A 22287-nucleotide genomic window follows, 5' to 3' on the forward strand; every position below is an offset into this window, starting at 1 on the left:
ATAAAAAAGCTAAAAGGTGAAGAAATATGTATCAAGATTTAATCTCCTATTTAAAAAAATATAAGAATAGTACTATAACCTTAGGAAATCTAGAAAAGTTAGTTCCAGGTAATTATTCATATGATAAATTTGCAGAAAATATCGGAAAGCTAATTAATAATAACATATTGATTGAAAAAAATCCCAAAGATAACAATGGTAAAAGGATTCCTCTGCCTTATAAATTTGGAATTAACAAATATGGGTTAAGAAAAGAGCACATAAATAACGTTCAAAGATATATATTGAACATTAGTAGAGAGATTGATCTTCAGGAATACCTTAATTTAAGTGAGGAAATATGGAATAAAGATATCCCATATATTAGTAAAATCAATAAATACATTGAGGAAAATGGCATGCCTAAAGATTATGTTACTGCCCAAGAAAGATCCTTTCATATTGTTGGTGATGAAAAATGGATTGGTGAAAAAGGTGGAAAGAAACTTTTAGATAGAATAAAGTTGTGGGAAAAACTTAATATAATAAATAGTGCAGATCCATTGATGATGGCAGTTAATCCTAAGCAGTTTTCAAGGTCAGAGTATTTACATCTAGTTGTGGAAAATAAGGCAACTTTTATGGCTTTGATGCAGGTATTAAAGGAAACAGAGTTTACTTCATTAATTTTTGGTTCAGGATGGAAAATAATAGCGGATATAGACATGCTGGAAAGACAATTAGGAATAAATGGAAATAATAAAATATATTATTTTGGAGATTTAGACAATGAGGGAATATCCATATGGAATTCTCTTAATGAGAAAGTGCATACTTACTTGGCAGTTGAATTTTATAGAGAACTGCTTAAAAAGCCTTGCAGCAGGGGAAAAGAAACACAGCAAAAAAATGATAAAGCTTTAAAAAATTTTGTTAATTTTTTTAGTGAGAAAGAAAAGATAAAGCTGGAAGAAATTTTGAAAAATGGAGAATATCTGCCGCAGGAAGCTTTAAACAAGGATGAGCTTGGGCACATATGGAGGAATACAGAGTGGATATAAGTATAAAAAATATAACAGAAAACTATGGGGAAAGAATTCAAAGGCTAGTCTTGTTTGATCCATTATATAAGCTGCAAAATAAAAACTCAAAGGATAACAGTGGCAATGGAATTGATTATTTTAGTTTAGGTTTGCTTAGCTTATTGTTTTTCTTTGAAAATATGCTTATGAGAAATAAAAAAACAGGAGTAAGGGAACTTGCTTCCTTTTTATATGAACTTAATCAAGGTAAAATAGATTTAAATTATGAAGGATTTGAAAAGGCGGCAAGAACAATCATAGAGACTTTTAGACCTCCTACAGGAAAAAGAAACTTTAAAACATTTTATAATTGGGAAACGAGAAAGGACGAAATTGTTCAATATTCCATATTAAAAGCGGCTAGGGCAGATTTAGAAACAAATACTCAATACTATACTCTTGATGAACAAGGTTTGGAATTGATTTTTGCTACAAAGGAATATTTTAATGAGTTTCAGTTATCTATAAATCAGTTAGTTTTAAGGAAACAACTGGAGAAAGGTGAATTTGTAGGTGCTTTAAGACAAATTGATGAAATGAGACTTGATGTAAAAAACCTTCAAGATAGAATAGTAAGAATAAAGCATGAAGTAAATAGAAATATAGTATCTACAGAGACTTATGAAAGATATAAAAGTATAATTGAAGATATAAATATGAGACTGCATCGTGAGAATGAAGAATTTGATGAACTGCAGTCTTTTGTAAAGGAAACCAGGGACAAGGTAGGCAATGAGCTCACAAATGACAAAGATAGAAAGGCATATGAGCTTATAATCCAAATAGATAAGGAACTTGGACAGGTTCACTATGATCATAGACTACTTTTTAAGGAAAGTATAGTTCTTAAGACTTCTGCACTTCAAGCTGCTCAAGAGGCACTTTATTATGTAGGTATAGATTCTTTTAATTTTGATCAGGAAATTACCAGCAGATTATTTTCATCACCTCTTCCACTAAATGCATCAAGAGTGCTGATAGAACCTTTTATGTATTTAGGAAAGTATGAAGTTTGGTCACCATTAACAGTATTTGGCAAGCAAAGAATTGAAAATAGAAACAAACAGGAAAAAACTCAAGATTTTTTATCTGTACCAGAAGATGAAGAGATAAAGTTAGGTATGAAAGTTCAAAGAGAAAATTTTAAGTTTATAGCAGAAATATTATTAAAAGCTATGGGTGATGAACATGAGATCAGCATTAGCGAGCTCACGAATTATATGAAAGAAAATGGATATGAAAGTATATTGGATTATCGGATATTTTATGATTTCTGGATTATACTTCATCAAAAATCGCCGGTAACAATAGACACAGATGAGAAAAATGAAGAGCTTTTATTTGGAGAGGCCTTCAATTTATTAATTAATAAAGGAAAAGTCTTATATGTATGGGAAATTGAAGGAATACTTAAGGTTACAGAAAGATTTACTATAAAAAATATGATTCTAAAATTGGAGGACAAACATGCTTCAATATAATAATGAACAAGTAATGCAGGCATTCAAGCTGTATTCTATACTTTCAATTAAAGGTTATGGAGAGAAAGAAGAACTGCGTTTATACATATCTGATGAGATGATAAGAGGACTTATTGATCAATTTGCGTATCATGTAGATTGCACTATTTTTGCATCAGGAGATTATATATATATGATACCAGTTTCAAGAAATTCAATATTCCACGTATCAAATGATACTCTTAAAAAAGAGTACCTTCCAGCAAAAGCTGTAAATCTGGATTTATATTTAATGTATACAGCTATAATTGTACTATTTGGAGAATTCTACGATAGCTATCAAACCACAGAGCCAACCCGTGATTTTATTAATATAAGCGAGTGGCTATCCAGCATAAATGAGAGAATTGAGGCTTTAAGTGAACATGATGCTGAAAAACTAAAAGAATTAGACAGTCAGTTTGATTATAATTGGTCAGCTATTATAGAAAAATGGATGGATATGGACGAAATTAAGGAAAGAGTAAAAAATCAGGATGCCAGGACTATAAGTAGAAAGAGTTTCCTAAATACTGTAAAGCAATTTTTGGAGGCACAGGAGCTTGTAAGAGATATTGGAAGCGAGGAGCTGGAGCTTACAGAAAAGGCTAAGAACATAATTCAAAGATATTATATGGAATATGATTACAATAGAGGAATATTAGACTTTATGTATAATCTTGATCACAGAAAAGGAGAAAGCTAATGCCAGCAATTTCTAAAATACGTTTTACAAATGTGATTTATGAAAATGGAGAAAAAAGATATAATGATGATATTTTTCAGTTTGATGGACATAATGGAATAATTTTGATTGAAAATGGCGGAGGAAAAACAGTTTTTGTACAAACAGCTATTCAAGCCATATTGCCTCATAGTGATTTAGCAGAGCGTAAAATTAAAAATACTCTTATGCTAGAAAACAGTTCAGCTCATATAGCAATAGAGTGGATATTAAGTGAAAGGCCTAGAAGATATGCTTTAACTTCTGTAACCCTGTTCATGAATAAAGGAGCTGTAGATTCTCTTAAATATGTTTATGAATATGAAGAAGATGATGATAATTCTATAGAAAAGCTCCCTTTTGTAAGGAAAAGCATTAATGGTAAAAAGAGACCTGCTACAAAGGAAGAAGCAGGTGAGTATTATTCTAATATGAGTCAGAATAGAATTAGTGCAAATATCTTCAGTACAATTAAAGATTACCAGGAATATATAGAGAAAAATTTTAAAATTATTCCATCAGAGTGGAGAAAAATTGCTTTGATAAATGCTGTAGAAGGAGGTGTGGAAGCATTTTTTGATGCATGTAAAACCACGGGACAGCTGGTAGATAATCTCTTAATTCCTACAGTAGAAGAAGCACTGGCCGGGAATGGAACTAAAGAATTTGCGGAGACCTTTGAAAAACAGAGAGAACATTTTAAGAAATATAAACAGTTAAAAGCCAGAATAGATGAAAGCAGGCTGGTGGAAGAACAGATAAGTTCTTATGTAAATGTTTATAAATCCTATGATGAGGTGAATCACAGTTTCATTAAAATTAAAGAATATATAAAAGCTCTGTATAAATTTGCTAAAAAGGAAGATGAAATTAATAGAGGAAAGCTTGATAAAAACAAAAAAGATCAGCTTTTGGCTGCGAAAGAAGAGGAATACTGGAATCAAAAGGAAGCTTCATATAAGTTACAGTTATTAAAAGATAAAATGCTTAAAGTGGAGAAGTGTTTTATAGAGATTTCTGATAAATATAGTAAGGTTTTAAATGATAAGGAAGAAAAAGAAAAAAGACTTGAAAATTTGAGAATAGCAAAATATAAACAGAGTATAAAAATACAAAGAGAGAAAATTGAGTTTTTAAAAGAACAGATTGATGATCTGGACAAGGACGAGGATATTGCAGACATTACTGATAAATTGCAACTAAATAGCAGTGAACTTAGGGGATATTATAAGGAACAGGAACAAAAGCTTGATAATGAAATATCAGTAATTGAAGGTCAGCTTAAAAATATTGAAAAAGAGATTAAAGATCTTGAAAAAGAATTTAGTAGAAGTAAAGACAAAGAAAGTGAGTTATCTGCAGCAGGAGCTAAACTAGATGGTTCCATCAATCAGCTTATAAAAGACATGGATAACCTTGAAAGGGAAATGTTAGACAATCAGAGTAAGGAACGGGTAGAAGAAGAATTTAATAAGTGGCAGAGAAGAATATCAGATTTAGAAAATGATGTATTTGAATATAATAAGCAAGTAAGGATGATGGAGGAAGAAAAGCAGGATTTATTACAAAGTATACCAGTAAAAAGAGAAGAATTAAATGTCCTGAAGAAAGAAGAGACGGAATTGTCAGAACGATTTAAAAATCTCAATGAAATTCATGACAATCTGCTTTGTAGAGTTAAGGAATTTAGAAACAGTTGGTTTAATTTTGATTCCCTGTATAGAAAGCAGAATACCATATTGGAGCAGGTGGAAAACAAGCTGGAAAGGCTTAGAGAAGAGAAGGAAAATTTGATTTTTGATGAAAGATTAGCTCACAGATGGCTGGATAATTATAGTGAGAGTGAATTATATACAGCAGATCCTTCTATAGAAAGATATATAAAAAATTGGAGAAATGGTTTTAATTATATAGAAAGTGGAACGGAATATATCCAAAGGGTAGTAAAAACTACTAGTGAATCGGAAGAGGAGCTTAATAAGAACTATCCTTATTGGACAATATCTATAATTACATCAGAAACAGAAGTGGAAAAACTTATAGATAAAATATCGAATCAGCATGATGAGCTTTCCCATCCAGTTATTGTGATGAATGAAAAAGAAGCAAGGGATAAAGTGCAGCAAAATACTGTTTTATCTGAGAAAAATATCGTTTTCCCTTCAATGTGGAATAAGAATATTGTTCAGAAAAATTTTGAAAGCTGGAAAAATGATATTTCAATTAAAGCTTCTGAAGCTACAGAATTACGCAGGAAAAAAGAAGAAGAGTTAAGAAACTGTATTGAACTTCTTAGGAATGTAAGAGATTTTTATAGTAAATATCCTTATGAAGATTATATTGAAATGCAGAAGAAACAGAGAACACTTAAAGATAACGTAGTCTTAGTCACTGAGGATGTTGATAAAAAGGAAGTAAGAATAGTAGATATAGATGAAGAAGGGAAGAGAATCAACACAGCAATTGCTGAAGCACAGGGAGAACAGCATCTTCTGGAACAAAAAATACTTAAAGCCAGGGAATATTCAAGAAAGAAAAATGAAAAGGAAAAAGCTGAGGAGCAAAAGAGCAGAATAAAAGAAGAACTTGTACTTGCTAAAGGGGAAAATCTTAAATTAGAGAGAAAAATAAAGTTGAGCCTGGGTGCAAAGGATGATATAAAGGAAAGGCTTAATGAAATTAAAACAGCAAATTCTGTGTTAATGGCAGATGACTTATATAAAGAAGTCATTGGTGCGTCTGTAAAGTATACATCTACAAGTAAAGCGGTACTGGTGCAGCAGAGAAAAAGCTTAAAGGATGTTCTAGAAAAGAAACAAAAGGGCAGGGAAGCTTTAGAGGAAAACGTGAAAAATGCTTTGGAAATAAAGGAAACTTTAGAAAAGGAGATGGATAACTTAAGGAAGCAGACGGATTTTCAGCTGGATGAAGAAATGGGATTTCCCATTTATGGTGATGATGAGATTGAAAGGCTTATAGAAGAATTGCAAAGATTAAAGAAGCCTTTGAAAAATCTAAAAAAAGACTATGATGAAGCCAAAACGTCATATGATAAGGAAAAAGCTGTTTATGAAATGGAAGAGAATCGTTTTTATAATAAATATGAAAAAATAATATCTTTTTCTATAGTTTTAGAACAGGTAGAATTTATATTAAAAGAGGAATTAGAAGATATAGTTAAAAAGAAAAAGTATTTCCTTGAACAGCAAGAAGTTATAGAAAAAGAAGGAAGAGACATAAATAATAGTATTTCTAAATTGGAAAATTATAATTTCAAATATTCTTATTTGCCAGAAGAGATAGAAGAAGCTGTATTAACGGAGAATATAAAAAATGAGTTTCCGTATAAGAGAACAGGGATTGTAGATGAAATAATTAAAAATATAGAAGAAACTGAAAAGCTCTTAAAGGATAGAAAGTTAGATACAGAAGATAAAAAGAGAGAGTTTATAAATTTTTGTGAAGGTGAAATTGTAGATGTAAAGCTAAAAGATATGGCGGTTACAGGAGTTCAGTATAAAAAATCCTATGAGGATATTACTGATTGGCGAAACAAGATGAATGAGAGAATTATGCGTACTATAGAAATTGCAGAAAATGATATTCGTGAACATGATAAAGAAGTTCAGCAATTTATAAATCATCTACATTCTTATTTGGTAACTATGGTGCAGGAACTTAAACAAATTCCTAAAAAGACAAGAATAAAAATTGATGAGGATTGGAAGGAAGTATTTCTATTTACTGTACCTGAATGGAATGAAAAAGAGGGAAAGGAAGAACTGGCAAAGCACATTGACTGGATGTTAAAGCAGTTGGAAGAGGATCAGTTTAAAGATGAAAATGGTGTTGAACTGGAGAGTCAAGTTAGGAAATCCATAGAAAAATGGCTGCAATCAAAGCAGTTGTTACAAATTGTGATGAAGCAAAACACCATTAAAGTAAAATGTCGTAAAGTAACCAATGATCAAAAGGTTAAAAGTATGCCTTTTTCATGGGAGGTATCAAATTCCTGGTCTGGTGGAGAAAAATGGAGTAAAAATATGACTTTATTCCTTGGAATACTAAATTATCTGGCTGAAAAGAGAACACAAATTGTATCAAACCATAAGCATTATAGAACTGTTATAGTGGACAACCCTTTTGGAAAGGCTTCCAGTGACCATGTGTTAAGTCCAGTGTTTTTTATTGCAGAGCAGTTAGGTTTTCAGATAATAGCTTTGACAGCTCATGCAGAAGGAAAATTTGTAAGGGAATACTTTCCTATAGTATACAGCTGCAGACTTAGAACTGCAGACAACTGCAGCAGCCAGATTATGACTAAAGAAAGAGAAATAAAAAAAGCCTTCCTTGTTGACGGTGATCCTCAGACCTTATTCAGGATGGGGCAGTTAGAACAGGTGGCATTTACGGATATACATTGATTGGAAATATAAAATATATTAACTAGCAAAACTTCTTATAGGTAGAATAAGAGATTTGCCTATAAGAAGTTATTTTTGATATTAAGAGGCTTTGCTTATTCTATTCGGGATTTTAGAGCTTCGGACATAGAAATTTTATTTATTTTTTTCCTGCTTAATAGCTTTGAAAGCTCATAGGTCAAGTATATAATAATGAAACCAACTATAACATAAATGTAATTTATAGTTACTGGAAAGGATACATTCATATCTTTGGTTATTGACTTAAATAGAGCACGCATGGAGGCAAGAAGTAGTGGTACTCCAAGAATATAGCCAAGTATAACTATAAAAGAGGAGCTGTTTAAAATTAGAGAATAAATCTCCTTATTTCTGTAGCCTAGAACCTTCATAAGAGATATATTTTCTTTGTTTTCTTCTATTGTAAGAGCAGTAACAACATATATTACTATAAGTCCAATTATAAAGGACATAAAAGCAATACCACCTACAACAGCCTGAAGTGGCTTTGTCATTGTGTTAAAGGCATTTCTCATATCATCAACTGTTACAAAAGCCAGCAGTTTGTTTTCTGGAATGGACAATCTTTCTGTACTCCAAAGCCCAGTATAACTGCCAGGAGGAAGCTTAAGCATGGCATTAAGCTTATTAAGAGGCATATAAATATAGCTGCCAACATAGGTTTCAGCAATATCATCAACAGCTATACTGTATTCTTTTGAATCAAGTCTATTAACAGCCTTAATGGTATCCTTTGGATTTATATTAAGCTTATCAGCTAGAGGTCTTGTTATAATAATTTTATCTGATTTAAGCACATTTCCTGCTTTGTTTTTAAAGGAAATATATTTAGAATCAGGACTTACCCCATACACTGTAAAAGTTAAATCGGAATCTGATTTAAGTGCAAAGGGTATCTCAGAGAAAGCTTCACCTTTTTCTGGTTTGCCATTTTGGACAGAATTAAACACATACTGATAGTTGTATTTAAAGGCTTCACTAAAAGAATCCTTCATAAGATAATCCAAAGAACTTTTTGCTGAAAAACCCATTAAAAGCAGCATAGTTGCCATAATAACTCCAAGCATAAGAAATACACTTCTAGGTATGCTTCTAAGTAATTCTCTTATTTGAAACTTAGTATTAAAATTTAATTTATCAAGTTTCATATTTTTTTCTATAAAGCCAACCTTATTATTTTCTCTTCCACCTCTCATAAGTTCAACAGGTGAAGCTTTAAGTGATTTATTTACAACAAAGTAGCTGCAGACAATCAAAAAGACTATAGGAAGCAGAATGCTCATTATCAAATAATTTATATTAAAGCTTAAAGAACTTACAGGTATATTAAAGTAGGACACATAATAGGAAATCATAGGTTTTAAGGTTATTATCCCAAGCATGGTTCCAAGAATACCGCCTAATAATGAAACAGCTAAGGGATACATTAGATAATGTTTCATAATTTCTCTTTTTCTATAACCTAGTGCATAAAGAGTTCCTATAACAGCAGCTTCTCTTTTTAATATTCTCAGCATTACTATACCAGTTAGAATACAAGTAAGGATTAGGATACTCATGGGCATAGAGGAGCTCATCTTATCAATTCCAGAAAGCTTTGCAGTCATATAAGTCACTCTTGGATTATCAGTTACATTCATCCAGCTTAAAATAATAATATTTTTGCTTCCTAAATAACCCTTGAGTTCAGATATTTTTTCACCTAAATTGCTTCTATCGCCATTAAATCTCACAGCATAAAAGCTATTTCCTCTGTTTATATTATTAAAATCATATTTATCAATTACTGCAACACCAAAGCTATTTGGATCATTTATAATATCTGATTCTGATTTTAGTGGATATATATAATTTGGCATAGACATAAAACCGGAAATGGTAAAATTCTGATTATATAGTTTTATACTGTCACCAATATTTAATTTATTAGCTTTTGCATAAGAAGGGTCAATAAGGATACCGCCATTGCTTAAATTTTTACCTTCAATTATTGCAGGTATGTTAACCTTTGTATTTTCCCTAAAGATTCTTAAAGTTTTATTTTCTGATATAGAATAATCAAAGGATTTTGTTTCCTCCAAACTCATATTAAATTTTGATTCTAAGGACTCTGGATTATTTAATTTTTTACTTGTCATAAAGGTTGCATCTTCTTGCTTATAGTCTTTTTCAAAAGAAGATAATAATTTTGATAAATTTATAGAAACCAAATTAAACATCGTAAAAAGAAGACAACTAAAAATAATAAGCAGCAAGGAACCAAGGTATTGAGATTTACTTTCTAGCATGGTTCTTTTAATTTTTTTATTTATAATCATTACCACTCAATCCTTTCTGCAGGAATAATTTCTTTATTGACTTCACTATCTACAATTTCTCCACTTCTTAACCTATAGACCCTATTTGCCATAGAACTAATTGCATTATTATGTGTTATCATAAGTATAGTTGAACCAAAGTCCTTGTTAATTCTCTGAAGAAGTTTTAATATCTCCCTGGAGGTTGAAAAATCAAGTGCACCAGTTGGTTCATCGCATAGTAAAAGCTTTGGATTTTTAACTATTGCTCTTGCAATGGAGACTCTTTGCTGCTCACCACCGCTTAATTCCCTTGGAAATCTATATTTTTTATCAAGCATACCTACAGCTTTTAAAACCTCATCAGTATTAAGAGGAGAACTACTTATGTTTGAAACAACCTCAATATTTTCCCCAGCAGTTAAGTTAGGTATTAAGTTGTAAAATTGAAATATAAAACCTATATTTTTTCTTCTATAGTCCGTAAGTTCAGTATCATTTAGTTTAGTAATTTCAAGGTTATCTACTAAAACAGTACCAAAGTCGCATTTATCAATTCCACCTATAATATTAAGGAGAGTTGACTTGCCGGAACCAGAAGGACCAAGTATAACTCCAACTTCACCTTTGTCTAAATTCATTCCTATACCATTTAAAACAGTGGTAGTTATATCAGTTGTTTTATAGCTTTTCTTTAAATTTTTTACTATTAAGAACATCTACTTTATTCCTTTCACTATTTTTATTGTTATTAGTTTGGGCATAGGAGGGAGTTTTATTCTACATTTATTAATCATGCAGTAATGTGTAACTTAGATTATTATGTGCTCTATTTATAGTTCTTTTTATGTGAATATTTGTTTAAACAGGCAGAGTTGTAGGATATAATAAAGTAAGAAATTGTTTTTTATGTTTTAAAACATCTTTGTAAAGAAGGAAGGTGCATTAATGAAAAAAATACAAGTAGGAACATCAGATTTTAAAGAGTTAATAGAAGGCGATAATTATTTTGTAGACAAAAGTTTATTGATAAAAGAATTTATAGAAGATGGTGCGAAAATAATATTGACACCAAGACCTAGAAGGTTTGGAAAGACATTGAATTTAAGTATGCTTAAATACTTTTTTGATATAAGGACTAAGGAAGAGACTAAGAATTTATTTAAAGGCTTAAAAATAGAAAAGGAAAAGGAAATAATGAAGCTTCAGGGAGAATATCCTGTTATTTTCATTACTTTTAAAAATCAAAAGCATATATCTTTTGAAAATTTTGAAGATGGAATAAAAGTATTATTATCAAATTTATATAAAGAGCATGAATATTTACTGGATAGTGATAAGTTAACTGAATTTGATAAAAATGATTTTAAGCAAATAATTTCAAGAAAAGCTTCTATAGGAAGTGTATCAGATGCGATAAGCTCTCTTATGGGGTACATGAATAAGCATTATGGAAGAAAAGTAATGCTATTTATAGATGAATATGATGTGCCAATACAAGAAGGATATCTTAGAGGATACTACAATGAAATGATAGTCCTAATAAGTAATCTACTAACAGCAGCCTTAAAAGATAATCCATACGTTGAAAAATCTTTAATAACAGGTATCCTTAGAGTGGCAAAGGAAAGTATTTTTTCTGGGTTAAATAACTTAAAAGTATATTCTATATTGAGTTTCAAATTTAGTGACAAATTTGGATTTACAGAAGAGGAAATGAAAGAACTTATAAAATATTATAATTTAAAAGACAGCTCAGAAGAAATAAAAAGTTGGTATAATGGATATATTTTTGGTGGAAAAGTAATATATAATCCATGGTCAGTTTTAAATTATATTGATAACAATGAAGAAGGATTTATGCCTTACTGGATTAACAGCAGCAGTAATGATCTTATAAAAAGGCTTTTATTAAAAGGAGATAAAGAAGTAAAACTAGATTTAGAGTATCTTCTCGACGGGAAATCTATAAATAAGGTAATTGATGATACTATAGTTATGTCAGAAGTTGAAGATTCCAACCAAAATATCTGGAGCTTTTTACTTTTGAGTGGATATTTGAAGGCTGTAAAAACAGAGCTAATAAGGGGAAGATTAAACTGTGAACTCCAAATTCCAAATGAAGAAGTTTATATATTTTATGAAAATTTAATAGTAAAATGGTTTCAAGAATCTATGACCAATCAAAAGTATGAAGAAATGTTAAGTAATTTAGTCACGGGTGATATAGAAAACTTTGGCTATGCTTTTCAGGAATTTGTAATAAATAACTTAAGTTATTTTGATGTATCAGGAAAAGAACCGGAAAAAGTGTACCATGCCTTTGTACTTGGAATGCTTGTATCCATTTCAAATACCCATGAAGTGAAGTCAAATAAAGAAAGTGGCTTTGGGAGATATGATGTAATGATAATTCCAAAGGATATCTCAAAACCAGGAATTATTATTGAATTTAAGAAAATAAATGTATTGTCAAAGGAAACAATGGAACAAGGAAAAGTGGAAGCATTAAAGCAAATAGATAGGATGAAATATGAACAGGAACTTATAAATTGCAACGTAAAACATATAATAAAGCTTGCCATTGTGTTTAAGGGGAAGGAAGTAATGATTTCCGAGGCATAGTAGCAGTTGCAGCTTAGTTTGTAAATATAGGAAAAGGCATAGTGCTTTTTACTATACCTTTTCTGGAGAAGTTTAGCATAGATGAGCCTGTGATAAAAAGTCTGTAAATTAAATAAAAACATAAAGCTTTCTATGATAAAATAAAAATTATAGGAGGCTTTTTTTATGGCAAGAAAAAAAGATGTTTATAAGGTAAAACCAATGACAGATGGAAAGAGAAATATTATAACTTCTCTTTTAAGTGAGTATGATATCAAATCTGCAGAGGATATTCAAGATGCACTGAAAGATCTACTGGGAGGAACTCTTCAGGAGATGCTGGAAGGTGAGATGGACAATCATCTTGGATATGAAAAGTATGGACGTTCTGATGAAGCTAACTACAGGAATGGTAAGAAAAGCAAGAAAGTACGCAGTAAATATGGTGAAGTGGAGATTGATGTACCTCAAGATAGGAACAGTACATTTCAGCCGCAGGCTGTAGCAAAGCGCCAGAAGGACATATCAAGCATAGAAGACAAAGTAATATCAATGTATGCAAAAGGCATGACTACAAGACAAATATCTGAAATTATTGAAGATATATATGGTTTTGAAGCAAGCGAAAGTATGATATCTAACATTACGGACCGCATATTACCAGAGATTGAACAGTGGCAGCAGCGTCCATTGTCTACAGTTTATCCAATTGTTTTCATAGATGCAGTACATTTTTCTGTTAGAGATAACGGTATAGTAAAAAAGCTTGCTGCTTATATAATCATGGGTATAAATGATGCCGGAATAAAAGATGTGCTTTCCATAAGTATAGGTGAGAACGAGAGCAGCAAATACTGGCTTGGTGTTCTAAATGAGCTTAAGAACAGAGGAGTTAAAGATATCCTCATACTTTGTGCAGATGGTCTTTCTGGCATAAAAGAATCTATAAATGCGTCCTTTCCAGACACAGAATACCAAAGATGCATCGTACATCAGATAAGAAATACACTTAAATATGTATCTTATAAACACAAGAAAGATTTTGCAAAGGATCTTAAGAGTATATATCAGGCTCCATCTGAGGAAACTGCCCATAAAAATCTGGAAGTTGTAACTGAGAAGTGGAATGATAAATACCCAGGATCTATGAGAAGCTGGCTGAAAAATTGGGATGCTATAACCCCTATATTCAAATTTTCACCAGAAGTCAGAAAAGTAATATATACAACAAATGCCATAGAAAGTCTTAATAGCACATACCGCAGATTGAACAGTCAAAGAAGCGTATTTCCAAGTGATACTGCACTTCTCAAGGCACTTTATCTTGCAACATTTGAGGCAACTAAGAAATGGACGTCAGTCCTCAGAAACTGGGGTAAGGTTTATGGTGAACTATCCATAATGTATGATGGCAGACTTCCCGAATAAAATTTTTATAAAAATAACGCCTTTTTTCTTAGGCGTTATTGACATACTCATTTTTAAATTATATATTTGAAATTAAGACAGAAATAATTTTTTACATAGCTGTCTTTCTAAAATATCATAGAAAGCTAATTTACAGAAAAAATCTCACACACTCGCATAGATGCTTAAATTTAGTTCTGCTTATATAATCCAAATCCAGTTATAATCAATTTATCCCAACCAGTTTCTTCATTATTAATCCAACTGTATTCAACATTAAGTTCTTTCAACCAAGCATTAAGTCCATTACTTACTTTACTTACATTTGGCGATTTTCTTCCAAATTTGTCTTTTATCGTTTCAAGCAATTCAACTTGTTCTTCTTTTTCTAATTCTCTATCTAACATTCCTTCTATGACTTCGCGGCATTCTGAATAGGATTTATGATCCTCGGTATATATTTCATTGGCTAATAATTGTCTTTTGTTATTTAAAGTCGCTTTTACTTCATTTATTTCTTCTATATTTGATAAGTACTTTTTAGCTATGTTCATAGCAGCAATTTCATTATCTATTTTGATTATTGTTCTTTCTAATTTTTCATTTCTCATTTTAATAGTCTCACTTTACATTTTTTATTTAGTAATTGTTTAACGACAATAGGTAATTATATCATAAAACTACTTATCATACAAAATTTTAAAACTCTTTAGGAAGCAGGTAAAGTATTTCAGAGAAATGAATATATCATTATAGGTAGTGAACTGTTTTATTATGGTGGAAACATCATAATAGGATGATATTGTTATTTATAATGGTGTAACTTAGATTATTATGTGCTTTATTCATAGAAGAACTATAAGTGGATTTGCAATAAATCTGTTTATAGTTCTTTTTATGTGAGTATTTGTTTGATTATAACAATATATTGAAGTTAATGTTATAATTAGCATGTAAGTGAACTATAATGTAATTCATATTTGTAATAGCACATGAAAATCACTTATATAATAGGCTTTTAGAGGGTATGAGGATGAATGATATAAAAGTAATGGTATGGCTGTTTCCTATACTTTTTATTTTTCACGATTTTGAAGAAATAATTTTTATGCAATCGTGGGTAAGTAAGAATAGACGCTATTTATATGAAAGATTTCATACATTATCAAAAAGGTTATTGTGTCATTTTGACAATATTACAACAGCATCTTTTGCATTTGGCGTAGCAGAAGAATTTATTTTGATTAGTATAATTACAGTTGTTTCTTATGTGACGAATTGGTATATCCTATGGGTAGGATTGTTTATTGCATTTACTTTGCATTTAGTAATACATTGTTTTCAAGCATTGATAGTAAGAAAATATGTCCCTGCTATTATTACGAGCGTTATTTGTTTGCCTATATGTATTTATATTATTAAGCATATAGTGAAATTGTTTCCGTTAGATACTGTTGTTTTGTACTCTATTTTATCCTTTATAATTATGGTGGTTAATTTAATTTTTATTCACAAAGGTATGGATGTATTCAGCAAATGGTTAGCGCAATATGAACAGCAAAGCCAATGAACACAATCTAAATTTTGGTAAAACACGAATTAAGAGGAGTCCCAAACTATAAAGAGTATTCTTGCTCCTCAGGGAAAAAAGTAATGATTTTGAAGATTTGATAGGAGTAAAAAATAGATTAAAAGCTGTTGTGTGATACTAATAGAATACTTAATCTAAGGGAGATATTGTTATGGGGTTACTAGATGATGAATTAAATACTGTACATGAAAAGCAAATAGAAACATCTTGTATTGAACCTAAAGAAGTAGAAAATAAAGAGTTTTTAATAAGCAATAAACTGATAATTAATTCACAAGAAGGTAATCTCTTAAATGAGTTAAAAAGAAGTTTAAGTGAATGTGAAAAATTTTATTTTAGTGTTGCATTTATTAACTTTAGTGGGCTTCAGCTTTTACTCGACAGCTTTAAAGAACTTGAGGAAAAAGGAATTCATGGGAAAATATTAACTTCTACATATCTTAACTTTACAGAACCTAAAGCTTTGGAAAAAATTAATAAATTTAGTAATATTGATTTAAAGATATTTGTGGCTACTAAGGAAATAGGGTTTCATACAAAGGCCTATATTTTTGAAAATAAAGATGAATATAAAATAATCATTGGCTCTTCTAATATAACTCAACGTGCTTTAAAGAGTAATATTGAATGGAATGTGAGAGTGATTTCTAAAAAGGATGACAGCTTTGCAAGATATGTATTGGAAGAATATTTGAAATTGTGGGAAGATACTTCTATTGTCAATGAAAAATTTCTAGATAGTTATAAAAGCTTTATAAATGAACTTAAAAAGGTAGAAAAAAGTAAAACTATAGATTTTACAGATTATGAACTTATAAAACCAAATGATATGCAGAAAAGGGCTATGGCGAATTTGGATAGGTTAAGATATTCAGGGGAAAATAAAGCTTTAGTCATTGCTGCTACAGGTACAGGAAAAACCTATATGTCGGCATTTGATGTTATAAATTGTAATCCTCAAAAAATGTTATTTCTGGTACATAGAGAAGAAATCTTAAAAAATGCAGAAAAAACCTTTAAGAGACTGGTAAAAAACAAGAGGAAAACAACAGGTATCCTAGCTGGCAGCAGTAAAGATTTCTCTGCTGATTATTTATTTTCTACTATACAATCTATGAGTACAAGTTTTCAGCAATTTAAGAGAGAAGAGTTTGAATATATAGTTATAGATGAAGCTCATCATGCGGCAAGTCCATCTTATCAAAAGGTGATAGGATATTTTAAACCTAAATTTCTATTAGGAATGACGGCAACTCCAGAGAGATGCGGCAGTGAAAACATATTTGATATTTTTGATGATAATATAGCTTTAGAAGTAAGGCTTCGTGAAGCCTTAGAATTAAATCTTGTGATACCTTTTCATTATTTTGGGATAACTGATATTGAAGGTGTAGACTTAAGTGATGTAAAAATTAATCATATAGCAGAAGTATCCAAAAGACTGAAGATTAACGAAAGAGTTGATTTTATAATTGAAAAGATGAATTTTTATGGATATGACGGAGAAAAATGCAAGTGCATTGGTTTCTGTGTAGGAATTGATCATGCGGAGTTTATGACAGATGAGTTTAATAAAAGAGGAATAAAAAGTGTATGCCTAACAGGAGAAAATTCTACAGAAGAAAGGGACCACTATATTAAAAAATTAGAGTCAGATCAGGATGATCTAGAGGTTATATTTACAGTAGATATTTTCAATGAAGGTGTGGATATACCGTCGGTCAATTTGATTTTGATGCTTAGACCAACAAACTCTCCTATAATATTTATACAGCAGCTTGGAAGAGGTCTTAGAAAATATGAAAATAAGGAATTCTTAACGGTACTGGACTTTATAGGAAATCACAATAGGGCATTTCTAATTGCAATAGCATTAAATGGTTCAAGGTATTATGATAAAGACAGCTTAAAAGTGGCAGTTGCAACTCAGTTTACCAGCATTCCAGGCTGTACGAATATTCAAATGGACAGAATATCTCAGGAAAGAATACTAGAGCAGTTAAATGAAGAAAATTTCAATTCAATGAAATATTTGAGGGAAGAGTACTTTGAATTTAAAAAGATGAATGGTGGGAAGATACCTTATCTATTGATGGATTACATAAAATATGATGGTTCGCCAGATCCATTAAAGTTTCTAAGTAAAGAAAAAACTTATATAGGTTTTGTAGCTAAAATGGAAAAGGATGATGAACTTAAAAAATTATTAGAACAGGAAGAATTTTTAAAGATACTTAAATGGCTTTCAAAAAGTCTCCCAATAAAAAGAATATATGAATTCAGCATATTAAAATATCTGTTAAATAGTGATGAAATAGATGTAGAAAATGCTAAAAGTGAAATATTGAAGTATATTGATAATGTGGATTACGAAAGTGTGATTCACAGCTTGAATTGTTTGAATGGAAGTTATTATGATTCATCTGAACTCAAAAATAATGTAAAATGCTTTGAATTAAAGGATGGAGTTTTAAGTGCCACCTGGAATTTCAAAAAAATAGTGCAGAATAAAAAATACATCATATACATTGAAGATGTTATAAACTATGGCATTGTAAGGTATAGAAAGGAATTTGGCAATAAATATTATGGAGTTCCATTTTTTAAGCTATATGAACAATACCAGATGATAGATGCAGCACTTTTATCTAATTATACCAAGATACATACTTCTTTTAGGGGACAGGGACTTGTTACTAATGGAAAAGAATATTTTTTATTTGTGGATCTGCATAAAGAAGAAAATATAGATGAAAGGATAAATTATAAGGATAAGTTTTTAGACAGGCAGTATTTTCAATGGCAAACTCCTAATAATACAGCTCAAAGTTCTGAAAGGGGAAAAAACATCATATTTAACAAAGATAGAAAGGTTAATTTACATATTTTTGTGAGGAAATATAAACAAATAGATGGTATTGTACAATCCTATATTTATATTGGTAAGGGCAATGTTGTTGAATATGAAGGAGAAAAGCCTATAACAGTAAAAATAAAGTTGCAAAATGAAATTTCAGTAAATTTATATACGGAGTTTATAAAAAAGGTATAGTGTTTTTTACTATACCCTTTCTGATATTAACTTTTTAGCTGCAGGAATATCTGCTGGAGCCCATTTTAAAGAAGAGAGATTTTCTCTTTTTAGCCATATCAGTTTAGAATGTTCATTGGCTGTAGGAGTATCTGATACTAATTTGCACTTTACAGTAATCAAATTTACTATAAAAGTATCATATTCATGAGCATTGTCATTAAATACATCCAAGTATTCTACAGTACATTTTAACTCCTCTTTTATTTCTCTTTCTATAGCTTGTTTTAGAGTTTCACCTTTTTCAACTTTTCCACCTGGAAATTCCCACTTATTTGGTAGGGACATTTTTGGAGAGCGAAGGGCACATAGTATTTCATTATTTTTATTTTCTATAACAGCTCCAACTACTTTTAATGTTTTCTTCATTTTAGTCACACCTTTCTTCTAGACAAGTTTAGCATAGATGGGTTTCATAAATCAATTTTGAAATGGTCTTAACATATTTTGTTTAAAGAAGTTAAATTGTAGGATATAATAAAACAAGAAATTGCAATCGTATTTAAGGGTAAGGAAATTAGTATAAAAACTGCTTAAAGGTTACACTGAATGTTGTACCTAAAGAGAGATAAACTTAATTTACCGTAATTTTTTTACGACAATTTGAATAATTTCGTTGATTTCAGTCTAGAATAATGTATAATTTAATTTGGGGGTGATATTATGCTGAAAAAATTTGAAGTAAGAGGTTTTAAAAACTTTAAAGAAAATATACAGCTGGACTTTTCAGATGTACGAGATTATAAATTTAATGAACAGTGTGCCAGTAAAGGTTTACTGAATAAAATAATAATTTATGGAAAAAATTCAGTTGGAAAATCAAATTTGGGCCTAGCACTATTCGATATTACAACACACTTGGCTGATAAAAATGTTACACCGGATTTATATGATTACTATTTAAATGCAGACTTAGATTCAGGTTTTGCTGAGTTTCATTATGTATTCAAATTAGAAGCTGGAGAAATAGATTATTTGTATCGAAAAAATGATGTAAGAGAGCTAACATTTGAAAAGATTTCAATAAATAATGAAGTTATAATGACTTATGATTATACAAAAAAATCGGGAGATTTGGAAGGACTTAAAAAATTAGCTCCTTCCTTGAACTTTGAATTCCAAAATGAGAATATCTCAATTTTAAAATATGTAGTTAATAATACTTTATCTAGTACGGCTGCACCTCTTAAGCAATTGATGCGTTTTGTAAATAACATGTTATGGTTCCGAAGTCTTGATGAAAACAGATATATAGGTTATAAAAAGGAAAGTGAAGATTATATAAACTTTATATTTGAAAAAGATTATTTAAAAACTTTTCAGGATTTGCTTCATACAGCAGGAGTTAATGAAGATTTAGTAGCTATAAAAGATCCTGATGGAAAACAGCGTTTATACTTTAATAAAAAAATTCCTATTCCGTTTTTTAAAGTTGCTTCTAATGGAACTAAGGCTTTGTATGCACTTTATTATTGGCTCACAACGGCTAAAGATATATCATTTTTGTTTATTGATGAATTTGATGCATATTATCATTTTGAACTTTCAGAAATGATAGTACAGCTATTAGAAAAACATAAGGAGTTTCAAACTATTTTAACTTCTCATAACACTAATCTCTTGACAAATAGGATTATGCGTCCAGATTGTTATTTTATATTAACGACAGATAAGTTAACATCATTGGCTAATGCTACCAATAGAGAATTGCGTGAAGGACATAATTTAGAAAAGCTTTATATAAATGGTGAATTTGATGAGTAAGGTAGTAAAAAAGAATATTTTAGTTTTGGTAGAGGGTGCTAAAACAGATGTAAAAGTAATGGAGAAACTATTTAATATTTATCAAATAGATGCTAAGTATAAAATAGTATCATACTGTACCAATATATATACACTTTATCAAGAAATGTTTAGAGATGGTATTGATGGATTAGAGGATATGGGAAAACTATATTTAAATTACCCAATGATTGAAGCATTTTATCATTTAAGTTCTATACCAGATGATGAGTATTTTAGTAGAAAAGTTAAATTGAAAGAGCTTCAAGATAAAAAATATAAATTTTGTGTACAACAGGAAAGTATGGGTAATGATTATCGCAAATTTGCTGTAAGTAAAGATCTATGTAATATAATTATTTTGCAAAATCTAACTAAAGCTATATTTTTGGCTACTGGCAAGTCTATTAAGTGGAAAGATATAGTAGTTAATGCTAATTTAATTGAGCTAATAGATTCAAATTTTATATTAGAAAGACAGTTATTTCATCTAAAAAATGATAAATTTATATATGTTCTTTGTACTTGTGTATTCTATATAATAGAATATAATCCAAACCTTTTACTATCTTAAGCTATTAATAAAAATGTAAATTTTAAGGAGAGAAAATGAAATTTTGTGGTATAGATGTACATTTAAGAACTCTGTCAATTGCAGAAATAGATGAGAATTTCAATGTAAATTTATTGAAAAATATGAACTTAAATGAATTAAAAGAATATATAAAAGCTACTCCTATAACTTTAATAGGAGTAGATGCACCATATAATCTAAATCAAGGTTTAATGAATGATGAAGTATATAGAAATAAGCTAAGTAGAAAAATTAATGGACATTATAATAAAAAAGTTTCAGAATATGAGTTATCAAGAAGAGGTATAAATCCATTTTCTACTCCATCATCTATGGAAATAGTAAGAAGTAAAAACTATTTATCTTGGATGGAAACAGGATTCAAAGTATACAATATTTTAAAAGAAAAAGGACTTGAATTACTAAATGAAAGTAATTTAAATGAAAAGAAAGATAGAGGAATGATTGAAGTATTTCCTCATGCTTGTTTTACAGTTCTTGAAGGAAAACTTCTATCCAATAAAAACACTGAAAAAGGAATAAATGAAAGAATAAATATTATTGAGGGGCGGGGCTTTACTGGAGTTAGAGATTATCTTCAAAATATAAATAAGAAGTATAAGGATGATTTCCTAGATGCATTAATTGCAGCTTATACTGCATATAAAATATATAATGGAAGCGGAACATTTGTTGGTGATATGGTAGAAGGACAGATTGCTTTACCAGTAGATAAAATTAAAGATTCATATAAAAGAACAGCACATCCAGAGTCTAATATAAATAAAAAAGAAGAATCTATAATAATTCAATTCAATAAGATATATGAGTATAAAGTAAAACATTGTGATAGTGTATTATGGTTAAAGCATTTTAAACCAATTAATGGAGCACCAGATGCTTTAGAATTATTAAAAACCAAGCAGAATGAAGATATTAATGTAACTATAGAAGGTGAAAATAATGATAGTGTAAATGTCACTTTGGTAAGTATGAAAAATAGAAGCGATGGCTTAAAAGTTTCAGGTAAATATAAGAAAATACTTAAAGATTTTTGGGGAAGTAGTGGAGATGGAAAAGAATACATAATAAAAATAATATTTTAAAGGAATACCTAATAATGGAGATAAGTTTTAACTTTCAGAAGTTTTATAAGTTTTTGTAGAAAAGTTACTACTTATCTCCATTTTTTTACTGTAAAAAGAGATGAAT

At 29.9% G+C, this 22287-nt stretch carries 15 protein-coding genes; 11 read left to right on the plus strand and 4 right to left on the minus strand.

Going from position 1 to position 22287, the window contains the following annotated elements:
- The first annotated feature begins 26 nt into the window (after positions 1 to 26).
- The 4 genes from CLRAG_RS04720 to CLRAG_RS20950 are packed head-to-tail and all read left to right on the plus strand — an operon-like array spanning position 27 to position 7708.
- Positions 27 to 1040, plus strand: coding sequence for a Wadjet anti-phage system protein JetD domain-containing protein (locus CLRAG_RS04720; protein ID WP_065077333.1), 1014 nt, complete (start codon positions 27 to 29; stop codon positions 1038 to 1040).
- Positions 1031 to 2542 (plus strand): replicative DNA helicase, encoded by a 1512-nt coding sequence (locus CLRAG_RS04725; RefSeq protein WP_065077334.1) that lies wholly within the window; start codon positions 1031 to 1033, stop codon positions 2540 to 2542. The genes CLRAG_RS04720 and CLRAG_RS04725 overlap by 10 nt, the downstream gene beginning before the upstream one ends.
- Entirely contained in the window at positions 2529 to 3266 is a 738-nt protein-coding gene (locus CLRAG_RS04730; RefSeq protein ID WP_065077335.1) for a DUF6063 family protein, read from the plus strand. The genes CLRAG_RS04725 and CLRAG_RS04730 overlap by 14 nt, the downstream gene beginning before the upstream one ends.
- The gene (locus CLRAG_RS20950; RefSeq protein WP_083985549.1) at positions 3266 to 7708 is read left to right on the plus strand and encodes a coiled-coil domain-containing protein; all 4443 of its coding nucleotides are present in this window, start codon (positions 3266 to 3268) and stop codon (positions 7706 to 7708) included. Before CLRAG_RS04730 ends, CLRAG_RS20950 begins: the two co-directional genes overlap by 1 nt.
- 95 nt (positions 7709 to 7803) lie before the next feature.
- On the opposite strand, the gene CLRAG_RS04740 is transcribed toward CLRAG_RS20950, so the two are convergent.
- A complete protein-coding gene (locus CLRAG_RS04740; protein ID WP_065077336.1) occupies positions 7804 to 10047 on the minus strand; it encodes an ABC transporter permease in 2244 nt (747 codons plus the stop codon).
- Complete coding sequence (locus CLRAG_RS04745) at positions 10047 to 10745, minus strand: ABC transporter ATP-binding protein (protein WP_065077337.1); 699 nt, start codon at positions 10743 to 10745, stop codon at positions 10047 to 10049. The genes CLRAG_RS04740 and CLRAG_RS04745 overlap by 1 nt, the downstream gene beginning before the upstream one ends.
- Positions 10746 to 10974: 229 nt before the next feature.
- Between CLRAG_RS04745 and CLRAG_RS04750 the strand changes: the two genes are divergently transcribed.
- On the plus strand, positions 10975 to 12651 hold the full coding sequence (locus CLRAG_RS04750) for an AAA family ATPase (protein WP_065077338.1): 1677 nt from the start codon (positions 10975 to 10977) through the stop codon (positions 12649 to 12651).
- 165 nt (positions 12652 to 12816) lie between these two features.
- Positions 12817 to 14058, plus strand: coding sequence for an IS256 family transposase (locus tag CLRAG_RS04755; RefSeq protein ID WP_065077339.1), 1242 nt, complete (start codon positions 12817 to 12819; stop codon positions 14056 to 14058).
- A gap of 170 nt (positions 14059 to 14228) precedes the next feature.
- Here CLRAG_RS04755 and CLRAG_RS04760 read toward each other — a convergent pair whose 3' ends face one another.
- On the minus strand, positions 14229 to 14648 hold the full coding sequence (locus CLRAG_RS04760) for a hypothetical protein (RefSeq protein WP_065077340.1): 420 nt from the start codon (positions 14646 to 14648) through the stop codon (positions 14229 to 14231).
- A gap of 422 nt (positions 14649 to 15070) precedes the next feature.
- Here CLRAG_RS04760 and CLRAG_RS04765 point away from each other — a divergent pair, with 422 nt between their 5' ends.
- Positions 15071 to 15607 carry an HXXEE domain-containing protein gene (locus CLRAG_RS04765; RefSeq protein WP_065077341.1) on the plus strand — a complete coding sequence of 179 codons (537 nt, stop codon included), beginning with the start codon at positions 15071 to 15073 and terminating at the stop codon, positions 15605 to 15607.
- Between the two features lie 172 nt (positions 15608 to 15779).
- Positions 15780 to 18680, plus strand: coding sequence for a DEAD/DEAH box helicase (locus CLRAG_RS04770; protein WP_065077342.1), 2901 nt, complete (start codon positions 15780 to 15782; stop codon positions 18678 to 18680).
- Between the two features lie 9 nt (positions 18681 to 18689).
- On the opposite strand, the gene CLRAG_RS04775 is transcribed toward CLRAG_RS04770, so the two are convergent.
- Positions 18690 to 19088, minus strand: a complete 399-nt coding sequence (locus CLRAG_RS04775; protein WP_065077343.1) for a (deoxy)nucleoside triphosphate pyrophosphohydrolase — start codon at positions 19086 to 19088, stop codon at positions 18690 to 18692.
- Positions 19089 to 19382: 294 nt separating this feature from the next.
- Between CLRAG_RS04775 and CLRAG_RS04780 the strand changes: the two genes are divergently transcribed.
- From CLRAG_RS04780 to CLRAG_RS04790, 3 genes are read left to right on the plus strand one after another with little or no spacing between them, the layout of a single operon-like run.
- Positions 19383 to 20483: an AAA family ATPase gene (locus tag CLRAG_RS04780; protein ID WP_065077344.1), complete on the plus strand. Its 1101-nt coding sequence runs from the start codon at positions 19383 to 19385 to the stop codon at positions 20481 to 20483.
- The gene (locus tag CLRAG_RS04785) at positions 20476 to 21075 is read left to right on the plus strand and encodes a hypothetical protein (RefSeq protein WP_065077345.1); all 600 of its coding nucleotides are present in this window, start codon (positions 20476 to 20478) and stop codon (positions 21073 to 21075) included. Before CLRAG_RS04780 ends, CLRAG_RS04785 begins: the two co-directional genes overlap by 8 nt.
- A 35-nt stretch (positions 21076 to 21110) precedes the next feature.
- Positions 21111 to 22181 carry a DUF429 domain-containing protein gene (locus CLRAG_RS04790; protein ID WP_065077346.1) on the plus strand — a complete coding sequence of 357 codons (1071 nt, stop codon included), beginning with the start codon at positions 21111 to 21113 and terminating at the stop codon, positions 22179 to 22181.
- Positions 22182 to 22287 lie beyond the last annotated feature (106 nt).

It is taken from the genome of Clostridium ragsdalei P11, assembly GCF_001675165.1.
Taxonomy (GTDB): domain Bacteria; phylum Bacillota; class Clostridia; order Clostridiales; family Clostridiaceae; genus Clostridium_B; species Clostridium_B ragsdalei.

Excerpts from the sequence above, each read along its gene's own strand:
- CLRAG_RS04780 (WP_065077344.1), top strand. The coding sequence starts at position 19,383 with ATGCTGAAAAAATTTGAAGTAAGAGGTTTTAAAAACTTTAAAGAAAAT.
- CLRAG_RS04775 (WP_065077343.1), bottom strand. The coding sequence starts at position 19,088 with ATGAAGAAAACATTAAAAGTAGTTGGAGCTGTTATAGAAAATAAAAAT.
- CLRAG_RS04790 (WP_065077346.1), top strand. The coding sequence starts at position 21,111 with ATGAAATTTTGTGGTATAGATGTACATTTAAGAACTCTGTCAATTGCA.
- CLRAG_RS04720 (WP_065077333.1), top strand. The coding sequence starts at position 27 with ATGTATCAAGATTTAATCTCCTATTTAAAAAAATATAAGAATAGTACT.
- CLRAG_RS04765 (WP_065077341.1), top strand. The coding sequence starts at position 15,071 with ATGAATGATATAAAAGTAATGGTATGGCTGTTTCCTATACTTTTTATT.
- CLRAG_RS04760 (WP_065077340.1), bottom strand. The coding sequence starts at position 14,648 with ATGAGAAATGAAAAATTAGAAAGAACAATAATCAAAATAGATAATGAA.
- CLRAG_RS04785 (WP_065077345.1), top strand. The coding sequence starts at position 20,476 with ATGAGTAAGGTAGTAAAAAAGAATATTTTAGTTTTGGTAGAGGGTGCT.
- CLRAG_RS04770 (WP_065077342.1), top strand. The coding sequence starts at position 15,780 with ATGGGGTTACTAGATGATGAATTAAATACTGTACATGAAAAGCAAATA.
- CLRAG_RS20950 (WP_083985549.1), top strand. The coding sequence starts at position 3,266 with ATGCCAGCAATTTCTAAAATACGTTTTACAAATGTGATTTATGAAAAT.
- CLRAG_RS04755 (WP_065077339.1), top strand. The coding sequence starts at position 12,817 with ATGGCAAGAAAAAAAGATGTTTATAAGGTAAAACCAATGACAGATGGA.
- CLRAG_RS04740 (WP_065077336.1), bottom strand. The coding sequence starts at position 10,047 with ATGATTATAAATAAAAAAATTAAAAGAACCATGCTAGAAAGTAAATCT.
- CLRAG_RS04750 (WP_065077338.1), top strand. The coding sequence starts at position 10,975 with ATGAAAAAAATACAAGTAGGAACATCAGATTTTAAAGAGTTAATAGAA.
- CLRAG_RS04730 (WP_065077335.1), top strand. The coding sequence starts at position 2,529 with ATGCTTCAATATAATAATGAACAAGTAATGCAGGCATTCAAGCTGTAT.
- CLRAG_RS04745 (WP_065077337.1), bottom strand. The coding sequence starts at position 10,745 with ATGTTCTTAATAGTAAAAAATTTAAAGAAAAGCTATAAAACAACTGAT.